General features: G+C 63.9%; 14 protein-coding genes. 6 read left to right on the top strand and 8 right to left on the bottom strand.

Annotation, left to right across the window (positions count from 1 at the left end; translation table 11 throughout):
• Both C4K38_RS11375 and C4K38_RS11370 read left to right on the top strand, forming a co-directional pair.
• Entirely contained in the window at window positions 1-1611 is a 1611-nt protein-coding gene (locus C4K38_RS11375; protein WP_053278417.1) for an ABC transporter ATP-binding protein, read from the top strand.
• A 133-nt stretch (window positions 1612-1744) separates the two neighbouring features.
• Window positions 1745-2263: a hypothetical protein gene (locus tag C4K38_RS11370; RefSeq protein ID WP_053278416.1), complete on the top strand. Its 519-nt coding sequence runs from the start codon at window positions 1745-1747 to the stop codon at window positions 2261-2263.
• A gap of 112 nt (window positions 2264-2375) precedes the next feature.
• Here C4K38_RS11370 and C4K38_RS11365 read toward each other — a convergent pair whose 3' ends face one another.
• Window positions 2376-3473 (bottom strand): DUF1615 domain-containing protein, encoded by a 1098-nt coding sequence (locus C4K38_RS11365; RefSeq protein WP_053278415.1) that lies wholly within the window; start codon window positions 3471-3473, stop codon window positions 2376-2378.
• 196 nt (window positions 3474-3669) lie between these two features.
• Here C4K38_RS11365 and C4K38_RS11360 point away from each other — a divergent pair, with 196 nt between their 5' ends.
• Genes C4K38_RS11360 through C4K38_RS11350 form a run of 3 tightly spaced genes read left to right on the top strand, consistent with a single transcriptional unit; the run spans window position 3670 to window position 6259 of the window.
• The gene (locus C4K38_RS11360; protein WP_053278414.1) at window positions 3670-4038 is read left to right on the top strand and encodes a VOC family protein; all 369 of its coding nucleotides are present in this window, start codon (window positions 3670-3672) and stop codon (window positions 4036-4038) included.
• Between the two features lie 33 nt (window positions 4039-4071).
• The gene (locus C4K38_RS11355) at window positions 4072-4686 is read left to right on the top strand and encodes a LysE family translocator (RefSeq protein WP_009043163.1); all 615 of its coding nucleotides are present in this window, start codon (window positions 4072-4074) and stop codon (window positions 4684-4686) included.
• Window positions 4687-4738: 52 nt separating this feature from the next.
• Window positions 4739-6259 carry an FAD-dependent oxidoreductase gene (locus tag C4K38_RS11350; protein ID WP_053278413.1) on the top strand — a complete coding sequence of 507 codons (1521 nt, stop codon included), beginning with the start codon at window positions 4739-4741 and terminating at the stop codon, window positions 6257-6259.
• Between the two features lie 135 nt (window positions 6260-6394).
• On the opposite strand, the gene hemB is transcribed toward C4K38_RS11350, so the two are convergent.
• Window positions 6395-7369: a porphobilinogen synthase gene (gene hemB, locus C4K38_RS11345; protein ID WP_053278412.1), complete on the bottom strand. Its 975-nt coding sequence runs from the start codon at window positions 7367-7369 to the stop codon at window positions 6395-6397.
• 502 nt (window positions 7370-7871) lie between these two features.
• Here hemB and C4K38_RS11340 point away from each other — a divergent pair.
• Window positions 7872-8414: an Hsp20/alpha crystallin family protein gene (locus C4K38_RS11340; protein ID WP_053278411.1), complete on the top strand. Its 543-nt coding sequence runs from the start codon at window positions 7872-7874 to the stop codon at window positions 8412-8414.
• A 65-nt stretch (window positions 8415-8479) separates the two neighbouring features.
• On the opposite strand, the gene C4K38_RS11335 is transcribed toward C4K38_RS11340, so the two are convergent.
• The 6 genes from C4K38_RS11335 to C4K38_RS11310 form a co-directional block, all read right to left on the bottom strand.
• The gene (locus tag C4K38_RS11335) at window positions 8480-8884 is read right to left on the bottom strand and encodes a DUF1801 domain-containing protein (protein WP_124345270.1); all 405 of its coding nucleotides are present in this window, start codon (window positions 8882-8884) and stop codon (window positions 8480-8482) included.
• Window positions 8885-9233: 349 nt separating this feature from the next.
• Window positions 9234-10469 (bottom strand): saccharopine dehydrogenase family protein, encoded by a 1236-nt coding sequence (locus tag C4K38_RS11330; protein WP_053278597.1) that lies wholly within the window; start codon window positions 10467-10469, stop codon window positions 9234-9236.
• A gap of 26 nt (window positions 10470-10495) precedes the next feature.
• A complete protein-coding gene (nspC, locus tag C4K38_RS11325) occupies window positions 10496-11593 on the bottom strand; it encodes a carboxynorspermidine decarboxylase (RefSeq protein ID WP_053278596.1) in 1098 nt (365 codons plus the stop codon).
• Between the two features lie 251 nt (window positions 11594-11844).
• Window positions 11845-13260 carry a sensor domain-containing diguanylate cyclase gene (locus tag C4K38_RS11320; RefSeq protein ID WP_053278409.1) on the bottom strand — a complete coding sequence of 472 codons (1416 nt, stop codon included), beginning with the start codon at window positions 13258-13260 and terminating at the stop codon, window positions 11845-11847.
• 286 nt (window positions 13261-13546) lie between these two features.
• On the bottom strand, window positions 13547-15055 hold the full coding sequence (locus tag C4K38_RS11315; RefSeq protein WP_053278408.1) for a tripartite tricarboxylate transporter permease: 1509 nt from the start codon (window positions 15053-15055) through the stop codon (window positions 13547-13549).
• 23 nt (window positions 15056-15078) lie between these two features.
• Entirely contained in the window at window positions 15079-15573 is a 495-nt protein-coding gene (locus tag C4K38_RS11310; protein WP_053278407.1) for a tripartite tricarboxylate transporter TctB family protein, read from the bottom strand.

The following is a 15573-nucleotide window of genomic DNA, read 5'->3' as shown; positions in this document are numbered from 1 at the left end:
ATGCACGACAACCTGATTGAAATCCGCAACCTCAAGGTGGCCTTCGCCGGCACCGAAGTGGTCCATGGCCTGGACCTGGATATCCGCCGTGGCGAATGCCTGGCCCTGGTGGGCGAGTCCGGCTCGGGCAAGTCGGTGACCGCCCACTCGATCCTGCGCCTGCTGCCGGCGCAGAAGGTGCAGACCCAGGGCAGCATCCGCTACGCCGGCCTGGACCTGGTGCAGGCCAGCGACGCCCAGTTGCGCACCCTGCGCGGCAACCGCATCGCGATGATCTTCCAGGAACCCATGACCTCGCTGAACCCGCTGCACACCGTGGAAAAACAGATCGGCGAAGTGCTGGACGTGCACAAGGGCCTGCGCGGTCGCGCGGCCCAGGCGCGGACCCTGGAACTGCTGGAGCTGGTGGGCATCCGCGAACCGCACAAACGCCTCAAGGCCTACCCGCACCAGCTGTCCGGCGGCCAGCGCCAGCGGGTGATGATCGCCATGGCCCTGGCCAACGAGCCGGAGCTGTTGATTGCCGACGAGCCGACCACGGCGCTGGATGTGACGGTGCAGCGCAAGATCCTCGAACTGCTGATCGCGTTGCAGCAACGCCTGGGCATGTCGCTGCTGCTGATCAGCCACGACCTCAACCTGGTGCGGCGCATCGCCCAGCGGGTGTGCGTGATGCGCCAGGGCGAAATCGTCGAGCAGGCCGAGTGCGAGGCGCTGTTTCGCTTCCCCCAGCACCCCTACAGCCGCTTGCTGATCGAAGCCGAACCCAGCGGCGCCCCGGTGCCCAGCGCCTACTCGCACAATCTGCTGGAAGTGAGTGAACTCAAGGTCTGGTTTCCCCTGCCCAAGGGCCTGTTCAGCCGCCAGCGCGACTACATCAAGGCGGTGGACGGCGTCAGCCTGAGCCTGCACCGGGGCAAGACCCTGGGCATCGTCGGCGAGTCCGGCTCGGGCAAGTCCACCCTCGGCCAGGCGATCCTGCGGCTGGTGGAGTCCGAGGGTGGCATCCGCTTCGGCAACAAGGAGCTGAGCATTCTCAACCAGCGCCTGATGCGCCCCTTGCGCCGGCAGTTGCAGGTGGTGTTCCAGGATCCGTTCGGCAGCCTCAGCCCGCGCATGTCGGTGCAGCAGATCATCGCCGAAGGCCTGCTGACCCACGGCATCGGCACCGCCGAGGAACGCGAGGCGGCGGTGATCCGCGTGCTCGAGGAAGTCGGCCTCGACCCGCAGAGCCGCCACCGCTACCCCCACGAATTTTCCGGCGGCCAGCGCCAGCGCATCGCCATCGCCCGCGCCCTGGTGCTGGAGCCGGCGCTGATCCTGCTGGACGAACCCACCTCGGCCCTCGACCGCACTGTGCAGAAGCAAGTGGTCCAGTTGCTGCGGGAGTTGCAGGTACGCCACGGCCTGACCTACCTGTTCATCAGCCACGACCTGGCGGTGGTCCATGCCCTGGCCCACGACCTGATCGTGATCAAGGACGGCAAGGTGGTGGAACAGGGGCCGTCGCGGGCGATCTTCAGTGCGCCGCAACACCCCTATACCCGGGAGCTGTTGCAGGCTTCGGGGCTGCAATGGAGCCCGCCGCAAGCTTGCGAAGAGCCGGCCTGAGGCTCTGTTCCGGGGGTTGGCGCGGCTATCATTGGCGTCGATGGTCACCATCGACCCAATGAAATTCTCAAAAAAAATCCGCCGCGTAACATCTGCTCCATACCAACCAAACAACACCCCGGAGCACACCACCATGAAACGCCAAATCCTTCTCAGCATCGCTTTCTCGGTTCTTGCAGCAAACGCTTTTGCCGCGTCCTCGGCCCACCCGGTGGTCGCCGAAGGCGGCTCGGATCGCCTGATTGAAAAACGTGTCGCCGAAGGTGGCGCCGATCGCTTGATCGAACGTCGCGTTGCCGAAGGTGGTGCCGATCGCCTGATCGAACGTCGCGTTGCCGAAGGTGGCTCTGACCGTCTGATCGAACGCCGCGTTGCCGAAGGTGGTGCCGATCGTCTGATCGAACGTCGTGTTGCCGAAGGTGGCTCTGACCGTCTGATCGAACGCCGCGTTGCCGAAGGTGGCTCTGATCGTCTGATCGAGCGCCGCGTTGCCGAAGGTGGCTCTGACCGTCTGATCGAACGTCGTGTTGCCGAAGGTGGTGCTGATCGCCTGATCGAACGTCGCGTTGTCGAAGGTGGTTCCGACCGTCTGATCGAGCGCCGCGTTGCCGAAGGTGGTTCCGACCGTCTGATCGAGCGCCGCGCCGTATGATTGTGTGGTCCGCGGTACTCGAAAAAAAGCCCGGCCTTACCAGTCGGGCTTTTTTCATTTCAGGGCGTCGGGATTCCCCAATCGATCGCCATCACCCGGATCAGCGCCCTGCTCACCTGGCCATGCAGCGCTGATAACGCTCATCCACCCGTTTGGCGAACCAGGCGGTGGTCAGTTTGCGGGTGATCTTCGGGCTCTTCAGCTGGATGCCCGGCAGGATCTGCCGCGGCAAGGCCTTGCCCTGGGCTTGCTCGGCCAAGGCGAATACCCGCTTGTACAGCTTGGTGTCCTCGAATTCGAGGCTGTTGCCCTTCTCCAGCTGGTCGCGAATGGTCGGGTTGCGCATGTCCAGGGATTTGCCCAGGGCGCGCACCGCCAGCTCGGTGCTGCCGGGCATGATCGAGTCGTAGCGGATCAGGTCGCCGTCCAGCGTCAGGGAAATCCCCGAGGCCACGCTCAGGGCGTTCTGGAACGCGGCATTGCGACTGGCGTACCAGCCGGCGTTGAAGTCGGCGAAGCGGTACAGCGGCTGCGGGTAATTCACCGGGTAACCGAGCAGGTGGGCGATGCCGAAGTACATGCCGCCACGCCGGCTGAACACCTCGCGACGGATCGAGCCGTCCACGCTGTAGGGGTAATTGCGCGCCTGCTGCTCGGCGAAGTCGATGCTGACCTGCATCGGCCCGCCGGTGTGCACCGGGTTGAAACCGCCGAACAGGGTCTTGCCCATGGGCACACTGCCGATGAAGTCGTCGAAGATCGTGCTCAGTTCCTTTTCCGTGCGCGCCCCGGCCAGACGTTCGCTGTAGGACTTGCCGTTCGGCGAGCGCACCAGCAACGCCGCGCTCACCAGCATCGACGGCACATGCACCTTGGCCGCGCGACGGTCGATTTCGCCGCGGGCGATCTTGCCCAGCCCCGGCACCGGCGGGTCGACCTGATAGGTGGACTCCTGCTCGGCCACCGCCAGCACCGCGCAGAGGTTGCTCTTGCTCGGTTCGATGCCCTGGGCGGTAAAGGCCACCTGGATATCCCGGGCCCAGCCCTGGCGATCGGCGACCTTGGCCGGCAGCAGACGCACCACCTGGGCCTGGACCTCGGCCGGGCTTGGCGCCGGCGCCTTTGAACCGAGCTGGCCGGCACAGCCGGCCAGGGCCAGCGAGGCCGCGACAGCGGCCCAGCGAAGTGAATGCAGAGGTTTGATAGACATGGCTTCCCAGTAATTCCGAAGACGGCCCGCGCCTTGAGGACCTTGAATGAGGCACGCGGCCGCGGATATCGACCCTCAAGACGCCGCGCTGTTCCGCGCCAGCGACAGGCCATTTGAGCATTCCCCGTGACCGACGGCGAATTTCACCTAATCTGAAACTTCATCGCCCACAGAAAAACAACACGCGGGGCCCATCATGAGCGTGCAACTCAACCACACCATCGTCTGGTGCCGCGACAAGCGACGGTCGGCGGATTTTCTCGTGCACCTGCTCGGCCTGCCGCCGCCAACGCCCTTCGGCCCGATGCTGGTGGTGCAGCTGGATAACGGCGTGTCCCTGGATTACTACGACAACGACCCGCCCATCGCCTCCCAGCACTATGCCTTTCTCGTCGCCGCCGACGACTTCGAACCGATACTGCAACGCATTCGCCAGCGCGGCCTGGCGTTCTGGGCCGACCCGGGCAAGCAGCGCCCGAATGAAATCAACCGCCATGAAGGCGCTCGCCGGGTGTATTTTGATGACCCCGACGGCCACCTGCTGGAAGTGTTCAGTCAGAGCTGAACCCCCGTCACCTGCCCTGGAGTTCCCCGCGCCATGCTCTCACTGGACTTTCTCATTACCTCGCTGATCGTCGTGCTGATCCCCGGCAGCGGCGTGATCCTGACCATTTCCACGGCGCTGGTGGCCGGCAAGCGCGCCAGCCTGTTCACCGCCATCGGCTGCACCGCCGGGATAGTCCCGCACCTGCTGGCCTCGGTGCTGGGCCTGTCGGCGATCCTGCACACCAGCGCGCTGGCCTTCCAGGGCCTGAAGTTCGCGGGGGTCGCCTACCTGCTGTACCTGGCCTACGCCACCTGGCGCGACCGCTCGGCCTTCGCCGTGGACACCAGCGCCCCTGCCACCAGCGCCGGCGGCCTGGTGCTCAAGGCCTGCCTGCTGAACATCCTCAACCCCAAGCTGACGATTTTCTTCCTGGCCTTCCTGCCGCAGTTCATCAGCCACGACGGCCCGTCGCCAGCCATGCAGATGCTCGGCCTGAGCGGCGTGTTCATGGCGATGACCTTCGCCGTGTTCGTGGTCTACGGCCTGCTGGCCAACCTGTTCCGCAAGGCGGTGATCGAGTCGCCCCAGGTGCAGAACTGGCTGCGCCGCAGCTTTGCCGCCAGCTTCGCCGCCCTGGGCCTGAACCTGGCGTTCGCCCAGCGCTGAAACCTTGTACGCAATACCGGCATGACATTGATCTCTCGACGAGGGCAAGGACATGAACCGCAGCGACGTACTGATCATTGGCGCCGGCCCCACCGGCCTGGTTCTGGCACTGTGGCTGAGCCGCCAGGGGGTCAAGGTGCGTATCCTCGACCAGACCGCCGGCCCGGGCACCACCTCCCGGGCCCTGGCGGTGCAGGCCCGGACCCTTGAGCTGTACCGCCAGCTGGACCTGACCCAGGCCATCCTCGACCAGGGTCACCAGGTGCCGGCCGCCAACCTCTGGGTCAAGGGCGAACAGGCCGCCCACCTGCCCCTGAGCAGCATCGGCGCGGACCTGACGCCCTACCCCTTCCTGGAAATCTACCCGCAGGACCAGCACGAACAATTGCTGATCGAGCGCCTGGAACGTTTCGGCGTGACGGTCGAGCGCCAGACCGAACTGCTGAGTTTCACCGACCACGGCCACCTGGTCAGCGCCCAGCTGCGCGGCGCCGACGGCCAGGAGGAAACCTGCCAGGCCTTCTACCTGGCCGGCTGCGACGGCGCCCGCTCGACAGTGCGCAAGACCCTCGGCATCGACTTTCCCGGCGGCACCTATCAGCAGGTGTTTTATGTGGCGGACGTCGACGCCCAGGGCCCGGCGCTCAATGGCGAACTGCATGCGGACCTTGACGAGGCGGATTTCCTCGCGGTCTTTCCGCTGGCCGGCAAAGGCCGGGCACGGCTGATCGGCACGGTGCGCGACGAACGCGCCGAACACGCGGAAACCCTCAAGTTCGAGGACGTCAGCCGGCGCGCCATGGACAGCCTCAAAGTCCAGGTCGACCGGGTCAACTGGTTCTCCACCTACCGCGTGCATCACCGGGTGGCCGAGCGCTTCTTCAGCGGCCGCGCCTTCCTGCTCGGCGACGCCGCCCACGTGCACAGCCCGGCCGGCGGCCAGGGCATGAACACCGGGATCGGCGACGCCATCAACCTGGCCTGGAAACTCGCCGCGGTGCTCAGCGGCAAGGCCGAGGAGCACCTGCTGGCGACCTATGAGTTCGAACGCATCGAATTCGCCCGGCGCCTGGTGGCCACCACCGACCGGGTGTTCAGTTTCATCACCGCCGACGGGCCGATCGCCAACCTGCTGCGCACCCGCCTGGCGCCGCTGCTGATTCCCAAGGTGACCGCGGTGGAGGCGGCGCGCGAGTTCCTGTTTCGCACGGTGTCGCAGATCACCCTCAACTACCGCGACATGCCCCTGAGCTGCGGCAGCGCCGGTCATGTCCACGGCGGCGATCGCCTGCCCTGGGCCCACGGCGCCGTCACCGACAACTTCGCCAGCCTCGACTACCTGGGGTGGCAGGTGCATGTGTACGGCGTCACCAGCGACGCCCTGCGCGCCTGGTGCGCCGAGCGGCAACTGCCGCTGAGGGTGTTCGACTGGGAAACGGCGCACCAGGCCGCCGGCCTGGCGCGCAACGGCTTCTACCTGCTGCGGCCGGACACCTACGTGGCACTGGCGGAAAAATCGGCGGACCCGAAGGTCATGGAGCGGTATTTCGAGGAGCGCAAGATTGTGTTGTGAGTGGTGTTGCAGCCGCAGTCGACTGGGCAGCAGGGATTTTTTGCGGTGTTAGAGCTGACGTCATCGCGGGCAAGCCTCGCTCCTACGTAGGAGCGAGGCTTGCCCGCGATGAGGCCCTTGAAGGCTACAGAGGCGTCAGATCCCGCTCAACGCCAGGTCCATCGCGAAGTAGGTGAAGATCAGGTCGGCGCCGGCACGCTTGATCGAACCCAGGCTTTCACGCACCACCCGCGCCTCGTCGATGGCCCCGGCCAGGGCGCCGAACTTGATCATCGCGTACTCGCCGCTGACCTGGTACGCGGTCACCGGCAGGCGCGAGGCTTCGCGGATGTCGCGGATGATGTCCAGGTAAGCACCGGCCGGCTTGACCATCAGCGAGTCCGCGCCTTCCTGCTCGTCCAGCAGCGATTCGCGCACTGCTTCGCGGCGGTTCATCGGGTTCATCTGGTAGCTCTTGCGATCGCCCTTCAACGCGCTGCCGCCGGCCTCGCGGAACGGACCGTAGAGCGCCGAGGCGAACTTGGTGGAATAGGCCATGATCGCGGTCTGGGTGAAGCCGGCCTCGTCGAGGGCGCGGCGGATGGCCTGGACCTGCCCGTCCATGGCCGCCGACGGCGCGATCACATCAGCGCCGGCGCGGGCCGCGGCCACCGCCTGCTTGCCGAGGTTGACCAGGGTCTGGTCGTTGTCCACTTCATGGCCGTGCAGCACGCCGCAGTGGCCGTGGTCGGTGTACTCGCAGAAACAGGTGTCGGACATCAGGATCATCTCCGGCACCGCGTCCTTGGCGATCCGCGACATGCGCGACACCAGGCCGTTGTCGTTCCAGGTGTCGCTGCCGTTGCTGTCCAGGTGGTGAGACACACCGAAGGTCATCACCGACTTGATCCCGGCGCGGGCGTAACGCTCGATCTCCCCGGCCAGCTTCGACTCCGGAATGCGCATCACCCCCGGCATGCTCTTGATCGGCACGAAATCGTCGATCTCTTCCTCGACGAAAATCGGCAGCACCAGGTCGTTGAGGCTGAACTCGGTTTCCTGGAACAGGCTGCGCATCTGTTCGGAACGGCGCAGGCGACGGGGACGGGCTTGGGGGAACTGGCTGGGCATGGGATTTCCTCAGGGCAGGCCAAGTAAGGCAAGGCTGGGTGCGAAAGGACCGCAGCTAAAAAGAGCGAAGCTTATGCCCGAAGCCGCGACCGGCACAAACACCGCGTCGCCAAGACTGCGTTTCCGCTTTGGTAACAATGCCGTGAAAACAGGTCGGTACGCCTGTCAGGCAAATGACCCGAGACGCAACTGTCGGGCCGATTTTTGATCTAACGAACACACGCCCGAGCCGTTCAAGCAGGCATGAAAAACCTGCGCTCCCAGCACGTATTCGCGGCGTGTGCAGGACCACTCGTCCGTGAACACAGCCCCTGGCCAACCCTCTGCCGGGCAGCGCATCGAGGGCTTCGAGCGAGCCCCATCGGCAGCCAGCTGCGCAGGGTGGCTGTCGCGGACGGGAGAACCGGGCTTACAGGCAGGTCAGCCTGGTTCCTGTTCTGGCGTGGCAGGTCGCCCCAGGGAAGGTTCGCGGCCCGCCCTCAACCCGGGAGGAGAAGCGAAAATGGCCAACTCCGTGAAAAAAATGCCGATCCAGACTGAAGACAAGGCCACCCGGCGCTCGACCATGAGCGACCTGTGGCAACCTCTGGAAAAACTGCGGCATCAAGTCGATCACCTGTTCGAAGACTTCAATCGTGGCCCCGGCCTGTCTCCCTTCAGCCGCGGGCTGTTCGATGTGGATCCGTTCTGGCGGCGTGAACTGATCGGCCGCGGCATGCCTGCCGTGGACATCACCGAGAAAGACGAAAGCTTCGAAATCACTGCCGAATTGCCCGGCATGGATCAGAAGAATATCGAGATCAAACTCTCCGACGGCAGCCTGATCATCAAGGGTGAAAAGAGAGAGGAAACACAAGAAAACAGGAAGGGCTATCACCTGAGCGAACGTCATTACGGTTCCTTCGAGCGAGTATTCAACCTGCCCAAGGGGGTCGATGCCGAGAAGATCGAGGCGAGCTTCAGCAAAGGCGTGCTGAGCATCTCGCTGCCGAAAAGACCCGCCGCCCTGAATGCGGACAAGGTCGTGCAGATCAAAGGCGAATGACCCAGGCCAGCCAGCCCCTTGCCAGGCAACCGGCAAGGGGCTTTTTTTGCCGCCGGCACGCCCGCTCAGCGCGCCGTATTGAGCGCCACGGCAGCCAGGATCAGCGCCTTCAAGGCGGCCTCGTCAAGGCTGTCACCCTCATGCAGATCGATCGCCCGTCGGGTATTGCCCTCGAGGCTGGCGTTGAACAGGCCTGCCGGGTCGTCCAGCGCGGCGCCCTTGGCAAAGGTCAGCTTCACGACGCTCTTGTAGGTCTCGCCGGTGCAAAGAATGCCGCCGTGGGACCACACCGGCACCCCGCGCCACTTCCACTCCTCGACCACCTGCGGGTCGGCCTGCCTGATCAGCCCCCGGACCCGGGCCAGCATCTCGCCGCGCCAATCGCCCAGCTCTTCGATGCGCCCGTCTATCAGTTGTGAAGCGCAACCGCTCTGCTCTGCCGGCGTGGCGTCGCGGGTATGTTTTTTCATCCTGGTCATCCTCTGGAGGGGGCTCGTCCCGATCCTTGAGTATCGCCGACGAGCCGTTTCCCTCCAGGTAACCGACGAGCGTCACACCGGTAGTCCGGTGCTTTCCTGCATGGGGATTTTCGTCTTCAGGCGCTGAACGCCCTTGATCCGGGCCAGGTGCTTGGTCTTGAACTGCCGATAGGCCACCCACCCAGCCTCGATGCTGGCGTGCTTCTGGCGTCGCTCGGATACGGTCGCGCCCCTGGGATTGAAGGCAGGAGGCAGTTGTCTTGACAGGAGGGAGTAACGGGAATCGAAAGCCAGGTGCGCCCCTGTGGGCGCACCTGGTTTTTTTACAGCGGAGGGTGAATCAGTTCCAGGGACGGTCGCCGTTCTCGTCCTTGACCCGGGTCGGCAGGCCCATCACGTCCAGCGCCTTGAGGAACGGCTCGGCCGGCAGTTCCTCGACGTTGACCATGCGCTGCACGTCCCATTCGCCACGGGCCACCAGCAGGGCCGCAGCCACCGGCGGTACGCCCGCGGTGTAGGAAATGCCCTGGCTGTCGGTTTCGGCAAAGGCTTCTTCGTGGCAGGCCACGTTGTAGATGAAGACTTCGCGCGACTGGCCATCCTTGGTGCCCTTGACCAGGTCGCCGATGCAGGTCTTGCCGGTGTAGCCCGGCGCCAGCGACGCAGGATCGGGCAGCACGGCCTTGACCACTTTCAGCGGCACCACTTCCAGGCCTTCGGCGGTCTTGACCGGTTGCTCGGAGAGCAGGCCGAGGTTCTTGAGCACGGTGAAGACGTTGATGTAGTGCTCGCCGAAGCTCATCCAGAAGCGCACGTTGGGCACGTCAAGGTTCTTCGACAGCGAGTGCACTTCATCGTGACCGGTCAGGTACAGGTTCTGCGCGCCCACCACCGGCAGGTCGTCGGTGCGCTTGACTTCGAACATGGTGTTGCTGGTCCACTGGTTGTTCTGCCAGCTCCACACCTGTCCGGTGAATTCGCGGAAATTGATTTCCGGATCGAAATTGGTGGCGAAATATTTGCCATGGGAACCGGCATTGACGTCGAGAATGTCGATCGAATCAATGCGGTCGAAATACTGTTGTTTGGCCAGGGCCGCATAGGCGTTGACCACACCCGGGTCGAAGCCCACGCCGAGAATGGCGGTGACGTTCTTCTGCTGGCATTCCTCGAGGTGCTTCCACTCGTAGTTGCCATACCAGGGCGGCGTCTCGCAGATCTTGCCCGGCTCTTCGTGAATGGCGGTGTCCAGGTAGGCCACGCCGGTATCGATGCAGGCACGCAGCACCGACATGTTGAGGAAGGCGGAACCGACGTTGATGACGATCTGCGATTCGGTCTCGCGGATCAGCGCCTTGGTCGCCTCGATATCCAGCGCATTGAGCGCGTAGGCCTTGATTTCAGCGGGCTGTTTGAGGCTGCCCTTGGCCTTGACGCTGTCGATGATGGCCTGGCATTTGGAGATGTTGCGCGACGCGATAGCAATACGACCGAGTTCGTCGTTGTGCTGCGCGCACTTGTGGGCCACCACCTTGGCGACACCTCCTGCACCAATGATAAGAACGTTCTTCTTCAATTTCTTCATCTCTCCTTTCCGCCAGCTTACGAGAGGCTGGACAGGTAGTCTTCGAACCCAAACTCACGAACCACCTCGACACTACCGTCGAGTTGTTTCACTACGATGGACGGCATTTTCAGGCCGTTGAACCAGTTTTTCTTGACCATGGTGTAACCCGCCGCGTCAACGAACGACAGCCGATCGCCGATGGCCAGCGGACGATCGAATTGGTACTCGCCGAAGATGTCTCCGGCCAGGCAAGACTTGCCGCACACCATGTAGGTGTGTTCGCCCGCGCTGGGCGCCAGCTTGGCGTTCAGGCGATAGATCAGCAGATCGAGCATGTGCGCCTCGATGGAGCTGTCGACCACCGCCAGGTGCTTGCCGTTGTAAAGGGTGTCGAGCACGGTGACTTCCAACGAGGCGCTCTGGGTGATCGCCGCTTCGCCCGGCTCCAGGTAGACCTGCACGCCGTACTTCTCGGAGAACGCCTTGAGGCGCGCGCAGAACTCATCCAGGGCATAACCTTCGCCGGTGAAGTGGATGCCGCCGCCGAGGCTGACCCATTCGACCTTGTGCAGCAGGTGGCCGAAGCGTTCCTCGATGGTGCCCAGCATCTGGTCGAACAGGCCGAAGTCGCTGTTCTCGCAGTTGTTGTGGAACATGAAGCCGGAGATCTGCTCGATGACGGCCTCGACCTTCACCGGGTCCCACTCGCCCAGGCGGCTGAACGGACGCGCCGGGTCGGCCAGCAGGTAATCGGAACTGCTCACCTGAGGGTTGACCCGCAGACCGCGGACCTTGCCCTCGGACGCCGCGGCGAAGCGCTGCAGCTGGCCGATGGAGTTGAAGATGATCTTGTCGCAGTTGTCGAGCATCTCTTCGACTTCATCGTCGGCCCAGGCCACGCTGTAGGCGTGGGTCTCGCCGGCGAACTTCTGCCGGCCGAGCTTGAGCTCGTACAGCGACGACGAGGTGGTGCCGTCCATGTACTGCTGCATCAGGTCGAACACCGACCAGGTGGCGAAGCACTTGAGCGCCAGCAGGGCCTTGGCCCCGGACTGTTCACGCACGTAAGCGATCTTCTCCATGTTGCCGAGCAGTTTCTGTTTGTCGATGAGGTAGTACGGCGTTTTGATCATTTCGAGGCCTCCGGCCAGGCCAGCCAAAAAAAGGATGCGCATTGTGCCTTCACTGGAGGCATATCGAAAGGGCGGACGGTCAGTTCGCTGAGTCAGGGCTTCGTCTCATGCTCGTAGCGAGCCGCCCGCGGGAGCGTTCCGGGCAGCGCCGGGTGCCCTCCGAGGACTGCTGACGAATGCCCCGGCGGCGGATGCCGGCAGGTCCCACCGGCCTGGTGGCCCGGGTGCGCAGGCAGCCCCATGACAGGTGGTCATTTGCCGATCTGGGCAACCCTGCCCGGTCCCTCGCTTTGCGCGAACACGTATCTGTTTTTGCCCAGCTTCTTGGCCAGGTACATGGCCTGGTCCGCGGCCCGCAACAGCTGATCCGCTTCCACCCCATGGGTCTGGTAGAACGCCGCGCCGAGGCTTGCGGAAACATCGGCCCTCACCCCAGAGATCGTCAGGGGCTGGCCGACCGCATGAATGATCCGGTCGAGAATCGGCGTCACTTCGTCGATCGATCCAAGGTCATCCAGGACGACCACGAACTCATCGCCTCCCACGCGTGCCAGAAGGTCGCATTCCCGCAAACAGGACTGCAGGCGATCGGCGATGATGGTCAGCAACTGATCGCCCGCCGCATGCCCCAGGTTATCGTTGACCAACTTGAAGCCGTCCAGGTCCAGATAACAGACCACCACATTGGGGTTTCGCCCTCGCACTCTTTCGAGAATCTGATCGAGCTTCATGCCCAGCAACCTTCTGTTGGGAAGGTGGGTCAAGGGGTCATACATGGCGATTTCCTGCAGTTTTTTTCGCTGCTGGTCCAAGGTCGCCAGGGAGTAAGCGAGCCAGGCCATCAGCGTTGCCCCCAGCAGCACAAGAAAAACCTCGAACAGCAGCAGAGCGGTATTTCGCCAGTCGGCGATCCTGGAAACCCTGAGTTCCCACTGCGCCTCGTACAGGGTGACTGGAATTCGCGCGGCATCCGCGCCCAAGGGCGCGGCGGATGCCTGGATCAGCTCTTCCTGCCCGGTTTCCGGGTTCACCCCGGAAAACCTGTAGGCATAACCCAGCTTCTCCAGGGACGGTAAATCCGAGTCGGCAAAGGCATCCGGAAACTTCAAGGTCACGACCGTGTAACCCCAGAAGTACTTCCTGCCATTCGGTTCTTGCAGAAATACCGGCAACGTTCCTATCGCGCCCTGCGGCCCCTGGATCAAGGTGAACGGCCCGCGGAACAGCAACTCGCCTTCGCGAACGTTCTTGATGACTTCGGCGCGATCCTTGCCCTCGAAAAGATCATGGTTCTTGACCAGGATATTGGGAGCGGCCGGCTCTATTTGCCGAATTACCCCCTGCGGCGCCAGCGACAATGCAAAAGCGCCTTTGTACATGGGCAGCATGTAGCGCACCAACTGGCTAAAGCCCGGAACCCTGCCCTCCCCCTGATGAACCATGACCGCCAAGGTATTGGTCGACGACAAAGCGTGCTGTATGACTTTCTCGATCGAGCTGGCGTAACTGCTGGCTACTTGAATGGTATGGGCCGAGTCAGCCTCGCGCGCGGCCGAATTCAATTTGACGACAACAAAAGCCCCCGCCAACAAACACAGGACAAGCACCGACACCGAGACTCTTATCTTGTCGAAGCCAGAGAAAACCTTGGTTACCACTTCTTGCATCACCGGCACCCTGTTTTATTGCTATTGGTCGTAGGGATCTCGACTGGGGCAAAGGCGCTTGCCGCACCGTCAGACACAGGAAATCATTCCTCATCCTTTACTTCGTCCTTGAAGAACCCAAGCCAGGGCTGGGACATTACCGGGAAGTGCAGCCGTTGACCCTGGTAAACCCCCTAGGTTCCATGCTCCATCTACCTATTCCAGCTCATTGCCGGGCGCCAGGCACGCCGCTCGATGCGGCACGACCTTACCCGGCTCCAGAAGCCTATCGCGGGGCCCGCACCGCTCAATCATCCTCTTGCAATTTGATACCCCGGGCATGCAGCAGGTGGGGCACCAGCAGCACCAGCAGGGTCATCGCCAGGAAGGCGGCGGATATGGGTTGGGTGACGAATATCGACCAATCGCCCTGGCTGATGGACAAGGCATTGCGCAGCTGTTTTTCCGCCATCGGCCCCAGCAGCATACCGACGATCACCGGCGCGACCGGGAAGTCGAAACGCCGCATCAGCACCCCGCCCCAGCCGATCGCCAGCATCAGCAACAGGTCGAAGGACGAATGGCGCATGCCGTACACGCCGATGGAGGCGAACACCAGGATCCCGGCATTGAGGTACGGCCGGGCGATCCGCAGCAGTTTCACCCAGAGCCCGACCAGCGGCAGGTTCAACACCAGCAAGATGACGTTGCCGATGTACAGCGAGGCCACCAGGGTCCAGACCAGGTCGCCGGAAGTCTGGAACAGCAGTGGCCCCGGCTGCAGGTTGTAGTTCTGGAACGCTGCCAGCAGGATCGCCGCAGTGGCGGAGGTCGGGATGCCGAGGGTCAGCAGCGGCACCAGGGAACCGGTGGCGCTGGCATTGTTGGCGGCTTCCGGGCCGGCCACCCCTTCGATGGCGCCCTGCCCCTTGTTGGCGGCAAAGTCTTGCGGGTGCTTGCTCAGCTTGCGTTCGGTGGAATAGGACAGGAAGGTCGGGATTTCCGCGCCGCCGGCCGGGATCGAACCGAAGGGAAAGCCGATCAGGGTGCCCCGCAGCCAGGCGGGAATCGAGCGCCGCCAGTCCGCGCGGGTCATCCACAGCGACGTCAGGCGATGCCGGCCAGACGCTTCCTCCTTCTGATACAGCAGGCTGTACAAGGCCTCCCCCACAGCAAACAGACCGACCGCCACCAGCACCACTTCGATGCCATCGACCATTTCGGGAACGCCCAGGGTGTAGCGGGCAATGCCCGAGGTCGAATCGAGGCCGATCAGGCCGATGCTCAGGCCCAGCCCCAGCGAAGCAAAACCGCGCAGCATGGACGCGCCGAGCACCGCCGACACCGTGGTGAAGGACAGCACCAGGATCGCGAAATACTCCGCGGGGCCAAACTTCAACGCCAGCATGGCGACGAGGGGAGCAAACAGGGTCAGCAACACCGTGGCGATGGTTCCGGCGAAAAACGAGCCGATCGCCGCGGTGGCCAGGGCCGGCCCGGCGCGGCCGTTGCGGGCCATGAGATTGCCTTCCAGGGCGGTGACCATGGACGACGACTCACCCGGGGTATTGAGCAGGATCGAGGTGGTCGAGCCACCGAACTGCGCGCCGTAATAGATCCCGGCGAACATGATCAGCGCGCCAGTGGGATCGACCTTGGCGGTGATCGGCAACAGCAGGGCCACGGTCAGCGCCGGGCCGATCCCCGGCAACACGCCGATCGCCGTGCCCAGCAGGCAACCGATAAAACCCCAGAGCAGGTTGATCGGCGCCAGCGCCGCGGAGAAACCTGCCGCCAGGTTCAAGAGAATGTCCACCGTGTGACCTCCTTCGGCCCGGCTCAGATCCAGGCGTTGACCAGGGGTGGCAGGGCCACGCCCAGCCCGGCGTTGAACAGCCAGTAGATCGGCAGGGTCAGGGCGATGCCGATGGCCAGGTCGCGCAGCGGACGCCGGCTGCCGAAACCTCGCGCGGAACAGGCGAACAGCAACCCGGCGGCCAGGACGAAACCGATCAGGTTGATCAGCACGGCAAGCGCCACCAGGCCGGCGGTGACCCAGGCCGCCCCCGGCCAGCCACCGGGCTGGGCCTGGACGCTGTCGTCGCCGGGTTCGGCCAGCTCGCGGAAACCACCGGTGCAGGCCTGGTAGCTCAACAGCAGGCCCACGGCCCCCAGAAAAGCACCGACGGCGCAGGGATAGACATGGGCACCGAGGATGACGAAGCCCATCTCGGGCGGAAAGCGCAAGGCGCCGATGACCAGCACCAGGCTGACGGCGACCAGCCCCAGGCCAATCGCCAACTGCGACAGCACGACCCTGCTGCGCCCGGCCAT

The sequence above is a fragment of the Pseudomonas chlororaphis subsp. piscium genome, assembly GCF_003850345.1.
In the GTDB taxonomy this organism is placed as follows: domain Bacteria; phylum Pseudomonadota; class Gammaproteobacteria; order Pseudomonadales; family Pseudomonadaceae; genus Aquipseudomonas; species Aquipseudomonas piscium.
The sequence above is the reverse complement of the archived record's forward strand: the minus strand, read 5'-3'. Positions and strand labels throughout refer to the sequence as shown.